General features: G+C 42.8%; 13 protein-coding genes. 1 reads left to right on the forward strand and 12 read right to left on the reverse strand.

From position 1 onward, the window contains the following. Positions 1 to 30: 30 nt before the first annotated feature. The 10 genes from AC59IL_RS02065 to AC59IL_RS02110 all read right to left on the reverse strand — a co-directional run bounded on the left by AC59IL_RS02065 (position 31) and on the right by AC59IL_RS02110 (position 15,277). Complete coding sequence (locus AC59IL_RS02065) at positions 31 to 486, reverse strand: DUF1573 domain-containing protein (RefSeq protein WP_496550407.1); 456 nt, start codon at positions 484 to 486, stop codon at positions 31 to 33. A 5-nt stretch (positions 487 to 491) separates the two neighbouring features. After that, the gene (locus AC59IL_RS02070; RefSeq protein WP_496550408.1) at positions 492 to 1,664 is read right to left on the reverse strand and encodes a DUF4934 domain-containing protein; all 1,173 of its coding nucleotides are present in this window, start codon (positions 1,662 to 1,664) and stop codon (positions 492 to 494) included. A gap of 84 nt (positions 1,665 to 1,748) precedes the next feature. Next, positions 1,749 to 1,937 carry a hypothetical protein gene (locus AC59IL_RS02075; protein ID WP_496550409.1) on the reverse strand — a complete coding sequence of 63 codons (189 nt, stop codon included), beginning with the start codon at positions 1,935 to 1,937 and terminating at the stop codon, positions 1,749 to 1,751. Positions 1,938 to 2,954: 1,017 nt separating this feature from the next. Next, positions 2,955 to 4,169, reverse strand: coding sequence for a hypothetical protein (locus AC59IL_RS02080; protein WP_496550410.1), 1,215 nt, complete (start codon positions 4,167 to 4,169; stop codon positions 2,955 to 2,957). Between the two features lie 30 nt (positions 4,170 to 4,199). After that, a complete protein-coding gene (locus tag AC59IL_RS02085) occupies positions 4,200 to 6,734 on the reverse strand; it encodes a fibronectin type III domain-containing protein (protein ID WP_496550411.1) in 2,535 nt (844 codons plus the stop codon). A gap of 26 nt (positions 6,735 to 6,760) precedes the next feature. Beyond that, on the reverse strand, positions 6,761 to 10,381 hold the full coding sequence (locus tag AC59IL_RS02090; protein WP_496550412.1) for a hypothetical protein: 3,621 nt from the start codon (positions 10,379 to 10,381) through the stop codon (positions 6,761 to 6,763). Between the two features lie 572 nt (positions 10,382 to 10,953). Next, positions 10,954 to 12,324 (reverse strand): vanadium-dependent haloperoxidase, encoded by a 1,371-nt coding sequence (locus AC59IL_RS02095; protein ID WP_496550413.1) that lies wholly within the window; start codon positions 12,322 to 12,324, stop codon positions 10,954 to 10,956. A 212-nt stretch (positions 12,325 to 12,536) separates the two neighbouring features. Next, positions 12,537 to 13,205: a hypothetical protein gene (locus AC59IL_RS02100; RefSeq protein WP_496550414.1), complete on the reverse strand. Its 669-nt coding sequence runs from the start codon at positions 13,203 to 13,205 to the stop codon at positions 12,537 to 12,539. An 83-nt stretch (positions 13,206 to 13,288) separates the two neighbouring features. After that, on the reverse strand, positions 13,289 to 13,900 hold the full coding sequence (locus AC59IL_RS02105; RefSeq protein ID WP_496550415.1) for a hypothetical protein: 612 nt from the start codon (positions 13,898 to 13,900) through the stop codon (positions 13,289 to 13,291). A gap of 984 nt (positions 13,901 to 14,884) precedes the next feature. Next, positions 14,885 to 15,277, reverse strand: coding sequence for a PKD domain-containing protein (locus AC59IL_RS02110; protein ID WP_496550416.1), 393 nt, complete (start codon positions 15,275 to 15,277; stop codon positions 14,885 to 14,887). Between the two features lie 184 nt (positions 15,278 to 15,461). Between AC59IL_RS02110 and AC59IL_RS02115 the strand changes: the two genes are divergently transcribed. Beyond that, entirely contained in the window at positions 15,462 to 15,836 is a 375-nt protein-coding gene (locus AC59IL_RS02115) for a T9SS type A sorting domain-containing protein (RefSeq protein WP_496550417.1), read from the forward strand. A gap of 36 nt (positions 15,837 to 15,872) precedes the next feature. Here AC59IL_RS02115 and AC59IL_RS02120 read toward each other — a convergent pair whose 3' ends face one another. Both AC59IL_RS02120 and AC59IL_RS02125 read right to left on the reverse strand, forming a co-directional pair. Beyond that, entirely contained in the window at positions 15,873 to 16,580 is a 708-nt protein-coding gene (locus AC59IL_RS02120) for a LytR/AlgR family response regulator transcription factor (protein ID WP_496550418.1), read from the reverse strand. Next, positions 16,577 to 17,611 carry a sensor histidine kinase gene (locus AC59IL_RS02125; protein WP_496550419.1) on the reverse strand — a complete coding sequence of 345 codons (1,035 nt, stop codon included), beginning with the start codon at positions 17,609 to 17,611 and terminating at the stop codon, positions 16,577 to 16,579. Before AC59IL_RS02125 ends, AC59IL_RS02120 begins: the two co-directional genes overlap by 4 nt. Positions 17,612 to 17,615: the final 4 nt, after the last annotated feature.

Below are 17,615 nucleotides of genomic sequence, written 5' to 3' on the forward strand. Positions count from 1 at the left end.
ATATATATAATTCTTGTTGGGGTAAGCTTATTATTTACTGGCAGGATCTGCTACCTCCCCTCTTAAGATTAGAAAGGCACTATTCTCAGCATTTGTCTCTACGCTCGCAGTAACCTGGAAAGTGCCGGGAATTTTAGGCCTGTATTCAAGCGTGATGACCGACGAATCCCGGGGTGCTACAGGTTTGCTTTTATCTATTTTGCTATAACCTGTGCATTTACAATCCGGCTTTACATCATATATATATAGATTTTCAGGCCCCAGGTTATAGATAACATAGTCGCATTTTATAAGCGTATCCATCTTGTAGATCTTACCCAGGTCGATGATCTCGCTTTTCATTTTAAAATTGGTAAGCGGAACTCCCTTTTTTTCAACATGCGCATCCTTCTTTTCATTTTTTTTTCGGGAAAGTTCCCTCCTTACAAGCCAGGAGCCTGAAAAAAACAGGACAAATATTAATACCAATAGAAGTATCTGTTTCATATATTTTATGTTACGCTGCAAATAATAATACCAATAGTGGAGTTGTCAATTTTCTCACCCTCCATTTTTTGGAGAACTTTTTCATACCAGGCTGGATAAGTCCCATGGGCATTCATCTTGGCTTTTAACTTGTCATAAAAACCCTTCACGCTTATGCCAATGATGATTTTATTGTTCGATTGATGAATTAAGGCGTTTTCAAACAGGTCAATGTTTTTACTTTTTAAAAAACGCTTATCGCTAAGATTATACAGGCACAAGCTGGTTTTGTAGGTCTTATCATTGGAATAATTGAATCCTATATAGTTATCATACCTGTACAGCCGGTTAACCAGCTGATACTCGTTCGGCACCCGGAGTTTGGGTTTTGCCAAATCAACAGCGACCGTATCATGAACGAACTTGAAATAGTAAGACGCAGCGATCATTCCGTCTTCAATGTGGTAAATGGCATTCGATTTTCCCGGTGAATAGTAAACCAGGGAATCATTCACTGTAAAGATCCCTCCATTATATAAATAGGAAGATTTATCTTCTCCCGGTTTGTAAGGGAATGCCCTGTTCATTACATTAAATGAAGTATCGGTAGTCAGGAAATTATTTTTCCCCGTTAAATTGGTGTGGTTGAAATTCAAATCAAAATGATACCTGCCCCCAACCTTGCTCATAGAAGAAGGATAGAACGGGGGATAATATTCATGAACCAGGGCCCCATCCAATGTATATTTTATTAGTTTACCGGGATTATTGCTGACTAAATAAGCAGCTTTCTCTTTTTGGTCGATGAAAAGATCAAGAAGGAACGTGCTTCCTCCGGAACCTTTACCGATCTTATTAAAGGTAAACAGGTATTTCCCCCTCATATCGTATACTGTAGCCGTCATATACTTTATATCAAGAATATAAAATATACTGTCTACCAGAAATATTCGCTTCAGGGAGTATATATCAGACAAACTGGAAACGTTGATCTGGGGATTGGGTTTCAAAATGATAAAGTCCGAAAAGTTCAATGCTGAATCAAAATTAATATAGGCCGAATCAGCGTCCGGAACCCGGATGGTTTCATAGTGGTCATCCGAAATAGCTGACGTTTCAACCGTTTCAATGGCAGAAAGATTACATCCTGTAAAAAAGGTATACAGGAAAAACAATACGATGGATAGATATATTTTCATATTCAATAAGAATGCTTCGTTGCATATAAAAAGGGAGAAACACTACACGCAATGGTTATGAGTGTAGCGTTCCTGTTTAATTAATTAGCACTCACCAGCTGGAGTACAACCGGAGCCATTTACACCACAAACAGTAATCACCTTACCATTCGGGCATTTGCCGTCATACGCCTGCTGATTGTTAGAAGATTCATCAAATGAAACGAACGAAGAAAGTGAAACACCCATAGTGGCAACAATAGCCAATAACAATAAGCTAGCTGACTTCTTCATGAAAATTAAGTTTTGAGATTAATAATTAATTTAACCGATGTAAGGTAGTTGGGTTCACGGAACAAAAATTTCCGCGAATAGGTTTTAAATGTCATAAAAACACATCTTTTCCCGTTTGATGCTTCCGATATAGATCGGAATTACAGAAGTAATTATGAATAAGTTCACTGCATGTATAGCACAGCGAACATGGATATTTTCGTGACAGTACTACCCAATAGCGTTAGAGAATAGAAATTCATTTTATTAATTTAAACTCAAACAAAATGATCAGAAGAAAATTAAAATGGGCCATTGTGCCGGTTGTTGCAATTCTCTCAGTTGCAGGTTTTTCTTCGTTTACGGGAGAATCTGAAGGACCTGACGGTTCTATGTGCGCTGCCTGTTTCATAGTGTCGGCGGACTCCACAGGATAGAAAGGTTCACAGCAATGTGAGCCTTTTTGTTTTATCCGGTTTATCCGCATCAGTTCAAATTGTTGGGGGGTGTTGGGGATCCTCGGGAAGTAAATAGGGTTAGAAGTCAGCAGAATAGGCCTGATTTCCCATGAGAAATGATTCATTGCTTATAGGAAAAAATGCTTTTCCCATGGGAAATTTGTCTTTGCTTGTAGTAACTGTGTCTTTGCTTATGGAATTTGGCTTTTTGCTTATGGTAATCGGGTAATTGCCTGAGGTAATTATGTCTGCACCTACAGAAAAAATGTTTTTGCTTGCATGCAATGAACTTTTTCTCATGACAAATGACCCTTCGCACATTTGCGAAGAACCTTCGCTCACGGGAAAAAGCTTTTTCCCATGGTTAATGAACCTTCGCTTCCTGAAAATTATAAAATCCCCCATGACAATGACCGTGCGTCTGCAGAAAAAAGATTCACACCAATAGCGTAGCGTCTTTTCCAATGAGTAATGCGTCTTCGCTCATATCGCAAATGCTTCGCATTATGAACTAAATACCTGCTTCCCCAATTTTTCAATATGATCCTTTTATCTACAGTTTGTACATCCGGAGCATTTTTTACCCCGGCTGTTTGCTGAATTTTATAAATTTATCCTCTGGCCTGAATAACAGAGATTCTCCGTTACCTGTTCCCGCAACTTCATAATATTTTCCGTGAAATATCATGCCAATCCTATACCTGCCAAGGGCCCTGTAGCGGATTTGCAGGGGATTGCTTCCCCTGAAAAAAAAGGTCTTATTATTGACTGCAGGCACTATAGGACGGCCGCCGTTGAGGGGTATAAAGCCAAGCAGATTATTCATTCTTTTTTCATCGCTCTTCTCCATATCGGTTCCTGCATCGTTCAGTAATTGCCGCCGGCTAACGGTATCCATTATCTGATCAATCGCTACTTTCCCATAAATAAGAATGGTATTAAGCGCATAAGCCCCTTCTGCCAGCAATGATTGAGGCAACCTGTCTTTTTTGCCCGCTACTGATAAGGGACAAGCCATAATCCTTCCTCCATTTCCGGGATCACCGAACCATAAACTTCCGCCTGCAAAAACAAATGACCAGGCACCGGTGGCTGTATTAACGGTAATAAAATTTGAGTGGGAAGTATACCATTGCTGCCCGTCGGAGCCGGGTATATACCAGCTGCGATTGGGGTCGTACACCCATATTTTTTTGGTACTGCCGCTTTGTGTAACGGCATAAGGCACCACCACATGTCCTGAATCGCCTGTAATACCTCCGGTACTGGCACTGATGCAAATTACAGGAGGATCATTCTTCGCAAGGTATTCCTGTACTTTGGCAGCTGCGTAATTACCATCACGCAGTTTGCCGAGAGCGAGAACATCGAGACAAAAAGAAAGAAAACCGTGGTTGATCTGGTTGCCATGTGTGATTTCAATAGCTCTTTCCAGAATAGGATCGTCAGGAGGTCCGCCCCCACTGTATATATAAGGAGGATGGCAATATCCCAGATGCCCGCCATTCTTCATCATGAGTAACTCCATTACATCCATGCCATAGCAAAGACCGGGACCTGCCAGCTTTGTCTGGTAAAGTGCATTATAAAATATCTGGTCAAAGTCGGCAGAAGGCGCAGGCGCCACCCCAATGAATGTTTCCCTGAACAATGACCAGGGCAAGGTATCTTTTGTGAAGTTTTTAAAGAACCAGGTATTTTTTTTTGCCCATTCGGGATCAGGATCCTGTGCCCGGCTATTTATTGTAAACAATAGCATCACTGCAAGTACACGAATACAAAAGCAAGGTTTCATAAATGAAAATTATTTATGGTAATAAGTCGTTTATGGTGTTACACTTTTTGCCGGTGACAAAGCCGACAATCGTCCGTTTTGCATCAGCAGCGCTGTGGCATACCAGTAGGTTTGTCCTTTCACCACCTTCCTGTCGGTGAAAGAATTACCTTTTACCGGGCTTACCACCACTGGTATGAATGGCCCTGCTGCACTACTGCTTCTATACACAATGAAACCAGTTTGCCGGGTTGCATCGAACACAGGCGTCCAATTTACTACTGCAGCACAGGTGTCGGTTTGCACATCAACAGAAGTGATTACCGGAGCATCAGGCACTTTACGGGTAAAACTGAATGTGCTGATCGCGGCGGCCTTTTTCAATGGGGTTTCGTTGCCATCATAGTCAATACCCACTACCTTATACCAATAAGTAGCTTTGGGTTTGATGTGTTTGTCTTCAAAAAAACCCTGGCTCATCCACGGTGTTGCCTGTACGGAAATTTTATCGCAGGTGGCCATAGCCGGCGGAACATAGGGGCTTGTTAATACAACCGGCATCGCAGGTGGTAATTCAACCGTCATACCGCCCACCCATGTGTAGGCAGCATCATTAGGTTCAACATTCGGATTGGTTCCATCGGCGCGGTATACGTGATAAGCCCTGGTATCCTGTGTGGGTGGTCCTATCCATTCCACTCTTATCTGTTCTGCCTGTGCAAACAATCCTGAAATGATGGCATTTTCGGGTGGTGTTTTATCTCTCAGTCTTTCGCATTTTATCTGCTGCTGTTCAGCCGGTGAAGGAATAGGAAATGAACCGCTGAGGTTATCCGAGGAATCCTTTGCTTTTACCCAATAGGCATAACACAACGGCGACCCCGGTGGTACGGTGCGGTCATTGAAAAAGAAATTGCCGGCTGCTATCGCTCTGCTAACAGAATCTTTGGTGATCTCGCCAAGAAAAACGAATGAACCGCTGCAGGGGCATGGAAGTTTTGGTTTGGGAACATCAGTACCTGCCGCAGCACCTGTTTCATTGGGCGATTTGTCACCATCCTTTTGTTCAAAATATTTTGCAGGATCATAAGTTTGCCATGTACGGCATGTATCCTTCTGGTTGCAGTCGACCCATGAACCCAAATGACAAAGGCTTCGATAAATCATGTAGCTGGCTATATCGGGTTCACTGTTGGGCTGCCATTTCACAGATATGTAATCTTCAAAACCTTTCGTCTCTATGTTTTTTGTAACAGCCGGCGGGGTAACATCTTTTACGATGGCAGATACGGCCGAAGACCACTGACTGATATTGGTAGATTGATCAATGGCCCGTACGCGGTACCACCATGTTCTGTTGCCGAATACTGAACGCAACGACGGATCGGTATCGGTATATTCCCGGTATTTCAATCCCTTTATAGTGGGCAGCTCGCCGAGATAGGTCGAAGAAATGGAATTGGGATTATCGGAAGAAGTAAAACGGTATAACCTGTATTTGATAGTGCTGTCGGGGTATTCCCAGTGCCCGTTCACATCCCGTACCACCTGTTGCCAGCGTACGGTTACCTGCCCGGCAACATCATCGGTGCTGGTAGAAAGATCGAAAGGAATGCTGGGATCGGTACTGTCTCTCGGTGTAGTGGGACCGAATACTGCAGACGCTGTCCCCGGCCTCATAAACAGATCAAGGGTTTTTACGCGGTAATAATAGCTGTTATTGTTTTTAGGTCCGCCAACGGCGATACCATTAACAAGATGTGTTGAATCTTTTCCAAAAACGGCCGTGTAACGTTTAAAATCAAGCAACCCATTCGTTGAAGGAATAAGCGTGTCGCCGTTCAGATGTTTGGTTACTTTGGCAGAAAAATGGCTTTCGTTTACCTGCTGATAAGGTCCAGCAGCAACAGGCGCCCTTTCCACCATATATCCGGCAGCTCCGCCAACACTGTCCCATCTTACCAGCACGGCATCATCACCCGGTTCTGCAACAACGTTAGCAGGCGGCGCCAATGGGGTGAATGAACCTGCTGTTACCAGCAGATCGGTTGCTACTGTGCCGATAACCGTATTGGCAGCATTTAATGCCACGATCTGGTAACGATAACCGGTTCCATTGGTAACTGTATTGTCTTTGTAGCCCAGTCCCGCCACAATAGCAATGGGCATCGACGACCTGGCAAGCATGTATAAGCGCTTTTGCTTTTCTGAACCGGCTGTTAGTGTACTTACCGAACAGGGATCAAATAACCCCGCCCCGGCCGGAGGCGGTCCAGACAATGCTTTAGCCACAGCTTTCCACCAGGTCGAATCAACTCCGGTGATCAATACCGATTTGATCGTGGCACAGTTTGATAGTACCTGTACAGGCGTTGCGTTGAGTGGTGTGCCGGGATAAGCGGCTGCGCCATCATTCTTCCTGAAGATATTATACTTCACCGCACCGGGAAAAGGCGCCCAGTTTAACGCCACATGTAGTCCGGGGCCGGGATTGCTGCTGACCGCCACGGCATTCTGTGCCTGGGAATGCAGATAAGTTGCCAGCATCATGAAAACTAAAATCAATATTTTCTTTGCAGTTGCCATTGAATGTATTTTTGAACTGAAAAAGTTTAGCGTATATAAAATCCTTCTGCTGTATTCATGCCGACCGTTAAATCAACAGAGCCACAGAACACCCACAGCACGCATGCCTCTAACCCCACTGTTCCCTGGAAGCTGAACGGATAAGGCCCCATGACCTGTAAATTGAACCAGGCTGCTGCGGATACAAGCCCTCCCAATATTTCGCCATGAATTCGCCCGCCGAGGTTGCCTACCACATAGGGAAGACCAGGTCCGGCAGCCAAAGCGCCCAGCACCGTGGCTGATGCCGGCGTTAGGGTGAAGGCGCCCAGGCCCACATATAGTTCATAGCCTCCTGAAATAATAAACAGGCTTACACTTTGTGATACATACAATGAGCCATAGATACCCGATAAACGGTCTGGCATAGGTGCTGTATTCAATGCATACCTTGGATCACCGGCCATTAATACCCAGGCCCTTTCTTTCGGCGCGTTCATACCGATATAAAATGCTGCGCCGATACCCATACCGGCTCCTATTCCTCCTCCCAAACCTGCAACACCGGTTGAACTCATCATTTTCAGCGCAACCATTCCCTGCAATTCATTGAAGTCGATACCCAGGTGCCAGTTCAGCTGACCTTCGGCCTGCAATGAGCTGCCGCTTAAAACCGGACTACCCTCAGCTACCCTGAACTTGCCCGATACCTCTCCTTCCATATAACCCTGGGCCCAGTTCATCGTCAGCTGCATGTGCCCGCTTACCATGGCATCTAATGAAAGGGCTACCGACATATATGCTTCACCATCTACCGTTACCCTTGCCAATGAAGGAGTGATTTGTAAAATGGCCGACAAATAGGAACCCACCCTCGCTGCCACACTCATATTAGCCGCATCGGTCACTTCACCTCCTACCACCAGGTTTTCGATGCCGTCGTTTTCGATACAGGCGCATCCCCAAATCCTCGTTATCTGCGAAATGTTGGCAATGGGACCGCAGGAAATAGAGCGCTGGTCCAAAAGGTTTGAACCAATGCGCATACAGGTTCCGCGGCTGTTCATGGTAAGCGAGGAAACGATATCGCCCCCTAAAAGATTACGCAGGGCGCTCAGTCCATTACCGATAAACCCATCCTGTATCGAAGAAGCATACTGTATAGTGAAATTGAAGATACCCAGGCCATCGGACCAGTTACCGCCAATGGTAAAATCAGTTGGTAAGAACCCTGCGCCAAAGGCAGTATTGCTCAGTGCAACTGTTCTTCCATTAAAAGGATCGCCTGTTTTAGCCGGCGTATAACTATCTATGATATGCAGGTAGTCTCCACCAAAGAAGGGGAAAAAAGCTGTACCACCCACCCGCAGGAAGCCTTTCTTTGCCGGGTCATATGGCGACAAGGCAACCGCATTATGTATGTAATTAAATTTATCAAACTGCTGACCTGCTGAATTATAGTCGAAGAATAACCTTCCCATGCTGCCATTGGCCAGCATCTCGCCCCAGGTAAGCCAGAATGGTTGGGCAAAATGTCGTGTTTCTGCAAGTCCTGCTGCCGTTAATATTATCTGTCCTGTTTTTACACTCACCAATCCCGCACTACTGAAACCGGGTTTCGGAACCAGCTTTAATCCCCAGTAGGCCAGTGAATCGCCTGGTTGTAACGATAACTTACCGCCTGCATTGTTGGCGGTAGATGTGAATACCATTTCTTTAAAGCTATAAACATCACCTATAGGATCAGGCATTTTGAGATAAGAGCTGAAATCGCAGGTGATAACAGCGCTTTCCACACATTGCAGCACAATACTGCTGAAGGGTTTCGAAACTTGCCGGTTGGGGTTTGCCGTGAGCGTTTCGAAAGGTTTTACACCAACATAAAGGGGTTTGGAAGTATCACCCAGTTTAAGTCCCGGCGATTCCATAATATCTCCTTTGATGTTACAATGCACGCCTTCAGTTACCACATTCAGCCAGCTGGTATCTTTATTATTCAGCCTGAACCATACCGGGCTGCTGTTGGGAGGAATAGCAGGGTTGTTGGGCTTCCAGGTAGAAGGAATATTCGGTGTATTCACCACCAAAATGCCAAAATTGGTAAAGGTAGCGCCCTGCATGCGATAGGCCTCCACTACAGAAGCATTTATAAGTGCGGGCGGACCGGTGAATTTTTTACCACTGGCATTCGTTGGATTAAACGCCGGAACATTCTGCGCTGAGAAGAACAACCAAACCTGTCGTTCTATGTTTTGTATACCAAATGATTTCTGATCGCCACCTCCTGCTGCAATAAGATCGCCCCAGTAAATAGTTGAGTTAGGGTCTACCAATGAATAACCTATCAAATCCATGGAAGGTTTAATAGTTAAGTTAACATCAGTGAGTATTACATCAGCATTGGTTACCTGCCGCACGGCTGTTTTGGGTAAAGCGATTTTGCCGGGATTGATAATACCACCGGCCACCTGGCTCGATGCCACGTTCACCATTGCATTATTAAATTCTATGCGGTACCCGAAAGGCTGTGCAGCTCCGTAAACGTAAGGCGCTGTATTGTGGAATTGTGCTGTTAATCCGTTGGCCTCAACAATGCCATTGGTGAAAGTATAGTCAGCCTGCATGTAACCAATATTCGAAATAACAGTGCCGGCTGGCGATCCTTTTGATTCGCCCTGCTTCAGCACCACACCTTTCCAAACGGCAGGCTTACCCGATGCAGCATAGGTTTGTGATGAACTGAAATCGGCAATATAGCCTTTACCTTCTATACCGAGGGTGGTATTACCAATACCGAATACACCATAAGTGGAGTCGTGGCACTCTTTATAAAACTCACACGACGGAGAGAGCAGAAAGCTGCCAAGATTCAATTTTGCCCTTGAGCAGGCTACGTTTTGTGTTATGGAAACCGGCAGCAGCAAATTGGCTGTTACCAGTGCATTTTTTCCGGGTGCAAAAACAACATCGCTTATTTCCAGTGTAAAGCCGGGAGAAATATTCAGCGAAAATGGAACAGCCGGTATGGCAGGATCAGTAGGATACTTTGCTATTCCAGATACTACCTGGCCCAGGGTGGCCCTGCCTTTGATTACTCCGGCAGTAATATTGCTGAATCGTACGCGGATACCTTCGGGAGTTCTTACGCCTTTGATATCGGTGATATATTTTGATATATCGATCGCCTTTCCATTGTAATGCGGCATATCCAATTCCACTTCTTCACCTGGCCGGATGTTCAAACCAAGTGCTGCAACATCCGTTATACTGATCTCATTTTCTTTTTTGGCCACACCGCTTACCGCCATGTATTTGACCGGTTTCAGCACAGCATCTTTCCAAAGCCCGGGGAATATGGTAAAGGTTGTGGGACATTTGAATTTTACACGACCGATACCGTTCAGGTTCTTATACAATTTTTCGGCACTTGCCCATTCGCCACCTTTGTCATATGCCTCTACTACGATCAGGTACTGGCCCATATCAAGTGTGTCGGGATATTTAACTACAATGGGTACCCGGCCTATGATGCCGCCGGTGACCGGTTTAAGAGTGTCCTTTGACACAGGGATCTGTGAATTGATAACAGATGAAGAAAGCAGCAGAAGCAGCATACATAACCATCTGGTGCCCTGCAAGGCATATAACATAGCTTTGGTTTTTTGCATAACAAAATCCAATTAAAAATTATCTATTCAGAAAGTGACAAACAATGACCATCATACATGCTTATACACGTATGCATATCAATGTCAATTACCATTCTTTTGGTATCAGGCGTTTAGAAAGGGTGGACTATTTTATCCCTAATGTTACTGAAGGATTATTCTGAATATTGTACTGAATTCCACATGGTTTTATTGGATAGTTATACTATCATTTCCTGAGTTACTGTCTGATTCAATTTATAATGATAGTCTTATAGAGGATTGAACTGTTAAGTAAAATTAAAAAGTTCCAGAGCTTATATCAATACCCTAAAGTGGTATTTTATGTTGACCAACATAAGCATTTATACCCACCTTGTAGCATAAAAACCAGACGCGTCTGCGCGTTAGCAATGGTTTTTGGGTAAGAGCTTACCGGTAGCCATGATCGAAAACGGCTTCGACATTGACAATGTGAACATCAGGGAAGTTGAATGATTGATTTAATGTGCAACGTGACTTATTAATAGCGAAGAAGAAAGGGTTTCGAAGTACCTTATAACTCCATACTAAATAACGGCATACAATTAACATTAAGACTTCCAGTGGAGATTCAGCACATTCGTGGCGATTAGTTGGCCGCACTTATAACCATTATCATTATCAAAAGCATAATGAATGCCGCCATATAACCTTGAAACAGCTGCCTCCTGTGCGGCCCCATAGAAATTGTTGAACGAGCGGGGAGAAAACCCATAATAAATCTTACTGCTGTCAGTAAATGAAATTTGATTGCCAATTTCAAAAGTAAGAATAGTGGCTGCAGCAGCAGAAAAGGTAGAATGTCCGGATGTATAACTTGGAAAAGCCGGGGTATTAACCAGTGGCATCCATGATGGATCTATATATGCCCGGATATACGTGACCGGCCGCAGCAAATTTACCTTGAATTTTGCCCGCCAGCAAACAATAGCTGCATCATTTTCCGCAATACCGACTTTTGCCAGGAGCACTGCTGCTTCATTCAAATTAAGATTATGATTGCGGATCATTTGCAAAGCGATTGCAACATTATGCCCCACTGGTGTGAATGTGCCTCCGCCATCAGCCCAGTATAAAGCAACGTTTCTTTGTTCGGCAGATAAATGCAAACCCGTGTTATACACTTCATATGCAGCATTATAAAAGGGGGAACCGGGAGAAGAGGAGAAATCAGGCGGAGGTGGTGGATCAATAGGCCCGGGATTATTAGCAGGCACCATAGGTCGGTTGTTTCCCCAATATGGTAACATGGCATGCTGGTATAGCGGTGGAGTAGGAATCCATTTGTTTACGCCGACCGGAGCAATATAGTCCGCAGGAAAAATATTGAGATACGCCTGGTGACCGCCATCATGGAGCGACCAATTGAAAACCGCATCCGCAACGGCACGGCCATAATTGCGGGAACGATTTATTATAGTTTCACTGAATTGTTCGGGATGTAACTTCTCATTTGCCGATTCCAGGGAATCTATTTTGTTTTTGTTTTCAGCAGAAGCATTTTGAAAAAGATATTTAATGATTCCCGCCAATGCAGCATTAGCTGTTATATGCGCCGCATATGAATGACCATACATACGCTGTGGTAACGATGTGAATCCATTTAACTGTCCAACCAGCGAATGATTATGAGGCATTTCATCCAGCAATGATTCATAAAGCGTAATACCTGTGTATCCGAAGGCCCGGGCCGCAACCGGAGGCACATAACCCGGGGTTTCTATAACTAACTTCAGCAACAGGTTATACCACGATTGAACCAGATACACATAAGATTCCCTTGCATCACTTTTTACTTCAACATTCGAATGAAGATCTGTTGCATGCTGATGCAGAACGATTTCCTCTTTTTTACTGCATCCTGTACCAAAGAGAATTGAGAATGCCGTCAAAAGCATTAGTCTTTTCAAATCATTTTGCATGTTATGCGATTTTAAAACACTGAATAAAGGCAAAGAAATTCAACTCACAACGGGTCGATACCGGAAACGCAATTCCCTTACGCACACAGTTTATCATGGGGCAGGATTTTCGTGCATCATTCGACTTGCTGGCATTCATCGAATTGCATTTCCGGTAACCAACCCTTAGCCATCTTGTTTTCCCTGCGCTCATCAACGACATCTCTTTCATATTATCGACGAACATGGAAAACAGTGCGGTTCTTGTCAATATTGGGCAACGGCACTTCGCCGGTCCAATAAGTCACAAATCCTTTTGTAGCAATAACCCCTTCCTGAATTCCGTCTGGCGCACCTGGCCCATGACAGCCAAGGCCAAGGGTACCCTCGCTTCCATCTGAATACTCGATCACCAGCACCGCTGTTCCGTTGGCTCTTTCGTTTGTATTTCCGGTTAAGTCAATAAAGGTTCCGATCTGCCAGCTCGCAAATGTCCAACTGGCAAGTCTCGTCACCTTGTAAGTGCCACTTCCGGTTGATATGTCGCCCGAAAAGGTTTCCCATGAACCGCCCCCGGTGACAGCACCGGAAGTTCCACCGTTTGATGCAGGATCAACGAAGCTTCCGGAACCCGTGAATTTGATTTTCAGGTTTGAAAGCGTACTTCCGGAGATAGCCTGCGCGTAGGCCACACCTCCCGGGCTAAAGGTAGTGATGGGAAAGTCGAGGCTAATGATGGCCCATTGAACATGGGCCGCTACCTGCCCATCTGATATATTTTTATTAATGCTACCTATCGCAACCGCACTACCCTGAGCCGATATTGGCGAAACAGAATCCTGCTTTTGACAAGCCGAAAGCATGGATACAACGGATGCGAACATCGCCATGTAGAGTTTCATTGTTCTCATGTTTTGTTCCTCCTTTTTTGTTTAACTGTCTATGGAATTTTGCTTGGTAATTAAAATGAGATTTCCAGGATCTCTCAACGGCCTTGAATCCTGATCTGTCCGCTGGCTACCGTTTCGGTTGGCAAATCATAATTACCATTACCTACGTTGGTATCACCGGCTACGCCGTCAAAGGCACCAATGACTGTTAGGGTGAGAGTTCCTGTCTGAGGTCCCCCTGCTGTGACTCTTACAGTAAATGGCACATCTTTGAACATCGTGCCATTACCCAGGTTCACTGTAGCAGTACCACTGAAGGTTACACTGCCATTCGCATTACTGTAACCATTGCTAACCTTACCCTCTACTGCCATAAGCGGAAGTCCTAAAATGTCTGCATTGCCGGCCATCAAACACTCAAAGTGTCCTTTGGCAGAACCATTTCCAAATATCGAAACGTCGATCCCAAAATGAGATCCGTCGATATCTCCATCGCCATCCAGGTCAGTACCAAAAGTACCTTCTCCCCCGCCGTTCACGTGTGCAAGTGCAGACAATAATTCCGCGGACGATGTATTGCCAGAAAGTGCAAATGCTGTTTGAGTTGTTTGGGACAACTGTTGCTCTTTCTGGCAGGATGCAGGGATAAGAAATATGGTTATTAATGAGGAAAGAATTATAACTATGTTTTGAATGTTTGTTTTCATGTGTTTGTTTTTTATGGCTCATTATATATATGTCCCCCACCACCCGCTAAGGGGTGCATTTAAGCAATTAAATGCCACTTAATAAATGGGAGATAGAAGTATTACCTGTAACCCAAAGAAGGTTATCAGCTTATTTATTATCCATGGGAGTAAAATTTTATAGTTGATCCTGATCAATTGACTATAAAATTCAAAGAGAACAGAAAACATGTGTCCAGAAGGGAGGAATTAAATGAAGCGGAAAATTTTTACAAAAATAATTTATTTTTTGTAATAACAACATGTAACGCTTAAGTGAAAACGAAAGTATTTTTATAATGTTTGATAAAAGATAATAGCATTACCCGCACAGCCATTCATTGATTTTAAAGAGCCAGGCTTTTTTATTTAATATTGATTTAGATCAAGTAATTAACCAACCTCAGTAACACTAAGCCCACAACTCTTAAAGCACTACTGCTTTGTTTTATCTATCAATTGTTTTACAGCACATATACGCTTAAAGAACTCTCTTAATTGGTTCAACAATCTGCCGGTGAACTCCGCAGGCAAAAAGCATTTGGCGAAAAAAAAGCTTTCAAAACTATCCAATATACATTTCCCCGGAGTTTTTGGGGTTTCAACATTAAAAGAAAGAAGCCGGAATTTTCATTTATAAATGGCACGAACAGAAGACTTGCAGAAAATAATCAACTGCTCAACGATTTTGACCAATGGCTCATATATTAAAATACGCTCTGATTGAAAATGTAACTTGTATCAAAACGATCAATTATGAAAAGGTATTTACTACTACCAGTATGCTGTGTAGCATTACTATTCTTTAGCGATGATACAATCTTCCCATGATTTTCGTGTGACCGAATCCATGCTAAAGGCAGATAATCCAAAGATTTCAGGTAAATGTCCAATTCAGGTCAGGTTTACCGGTTATATCAAACTAACGCTGCGGAACAGTCAAATATACATTTGTACGTAGCGGAATCAATAATCCCAATCACCACCTGAACCACAATTCGAAAACACGGTTATGATGACTGCATCCGTTGCTGAAAGTCCCTGATCATCGGTGACTTTCAATTCAAACACGTACTGCCCTTCAACCAGGTTTTTTGCCTTTGCAACGGCAGCAGTTGAATTTTCCAGTGTGTACTGTGCAGGCCCGACTGTTTTTCTCCATTCATAACTCACTATGCTTCCATCTGTATCTGTTCCCTTGCCAGTGAGTTCTACACTATCCACAGGGAAACAGATAGTTTTATTAACACCTGCATAGGCCATAGGAGCTTCATTTTGCTGATTTCCCTTTTTACATGCCGTGAAAATCATAATGACAGCACTTGTTAAAAGCATCAGCCGAAAAATTATCTTATTCATAGCTGAAGAATTAAAAGTGAAAAAAACGAAGAAAATGACGAGGATTCCGTAGAATACGAAAGTGACGGCGGGCTTTTGCAAATTTATGAATTTAGCCGTAATTCTATTCATCCACCCCTACACCGTTTTCACACCGGTTATTTTCCAATTATTACTACTCTTTTTACAAAAGAAAATTGCATAATTGCGACCTCGCGGGCATTTGTGTAAAAAGCGGCCTCTAAATTACCGTTTAAAGGAAGTTGATCTAAATGGTAATACCGGTTTTTCGCCGGTAGTTATTCTGAAAAAAGCAACAAGTGCATTTGCCGTAAACCTGTACCCTTCTCCGGCCCGTACTGCCATTACTTATGCAGTTATGGTAAAACAACCCGCGATGGCAACAGTACAGGTGATCAATGCTGCCGCACAAACGATAAACACCAATACCATTCAATTATTTGAGGGCGTGAATGCGCAAACACTGGATGTTTCAAAACTAAGCAAGGGGCAATATTTTTTCAAATTGACTATCCCGGCCAATGGCAGCCCGGTCATTAAAGAGTTTGATAAACTTTAATATTAGGGAAGTAAAAAAAATAATGAGCGTGTGAGCTCACTGATTCTTCTCTATTTTCTTTAAAAAACTGTTCTTAAATATACGCCCTATCGATAACGATGTATCCCCGATTTTTATTTGTTCAGCGTTGTATTGAGTTATCTTATCTAACGCAACAATAAATGATTTATGAATTCTTGCAAACCTGTTTTCGGGCAGCTTTTCTTCCATATAACTCAATCTTTCAAAAGCAACAAATACTTTTACAGCGGTATGCACTTTTATATAATCCTTAAAGCCTTCAATATAAAGAATGTCTTTAAGAAATATCCTTATCTGTTCTTTTCCTACTTTAAAAAAAATATACGCGTTGTCAAAACTGTTAGGGATTTTAGTTTTTTCCGGAATTATATTATTGTAGTAAGTGAATTTCGAAATTGCTTTCATAAAGCGCTCCCGGGTAACCGGCTTTATAAGATAATCCAGTACATCCAGCTCAAAGGCCTCAACAGCATGTTCCCTGAAAGCAGTGGTGAGTATGATTTTCGGGCAAACTTTTAATGACTTTATAAGTTCAAGTCCTGAAACCTTAGGCATCTGAATATCTAAAAAAATCAAGTCCACTTCAGATCTTTGCAGAAAGTTAAACGCATCCAAAGCATTGTCAAATGTTTCCACAAGTTCAAAATCACGCAGGTCCGAAAGGTGAAGTTTGATTAAATCCCTTGCAGGCCGCTCATCATCTACAATAATACATTTCGTCATTTGGCAATTGTTATTTTTAAAACTACTAAGTATGAATGCGGTTGTTCAATAATTTTGAACTCATGCGCATCCGGATAAATCAGCTGTAATCTCTTTTGTACGTTCTTCAAACCAATACCTCCGTTTTTTATAGGAGTTGGCTGTTTTTTCTCTTCAACACTGTTTTCGATCTTTATCGAAAAATTGTCATCACACCTTGAAACATCCACCCGTACCCAGCTTTGATTAATTGAATTTTCAATACCATGCTTAAAACTGTTTTCAACCAGGGGCAGCAAAAGCAATGGTGCAATATAAATATCACTTATTTCGTCATATACATTTACCGACGCATCCAGTTTATTTTCATACCTGCTTTTTTGCAGTTCAATATAATTTTTGATATATAAAATCTCAGATATTAACGAAACCTCATTTTGTTTTGATTCGTGCAAACTATAATTCAGGAAATCGGATAAATGTGATATCTGCTTTGCTGTTTCGGGGCTTTTTGTCAATGCAGTTGAATAAATATTATTTAAGGCATTAAAAATAAAATGTGGCTGTACCTGCGATTTCAACAACTCAAGTTCTGCCACTGTTTTTTCCTGAATTAAGTTTTGAACCCGCCGTTGTTCTTCATACCACGAACGAACAAAATAGAACAAAGCATAAATGCCTACGATAGCGTAAAGATTCACCAACTCTACAATCAATTTACCGAACGAAAACAAAGGCACCTGCTGCGCTTCGGGAAAGAACGCCGGATAAATTACATAATAGTTTATGTACCGTCGTATTATCAGAAAAATTATTGAAACCGAAACCTGGCAAACCCAGAATTTTAACCGCTGCCCTTTTTGATATATTTTTTTTATGAAGATGTGAACAGTGATATATGAAATGATAAAGGCCAGCGGCAACGCCATGCACGCATTTATAAAATACCTGCCATATTCACCCGATAACGCAGCAAGCCCAAACCACTCATATACAAAATACAGCAGCCAGAAAATAATATTGAAAACAATCTCTTTGTTAAGATTATACATTAAG

The organism is Niastella sp. sgz303648, from assembly GCF_059587045.1.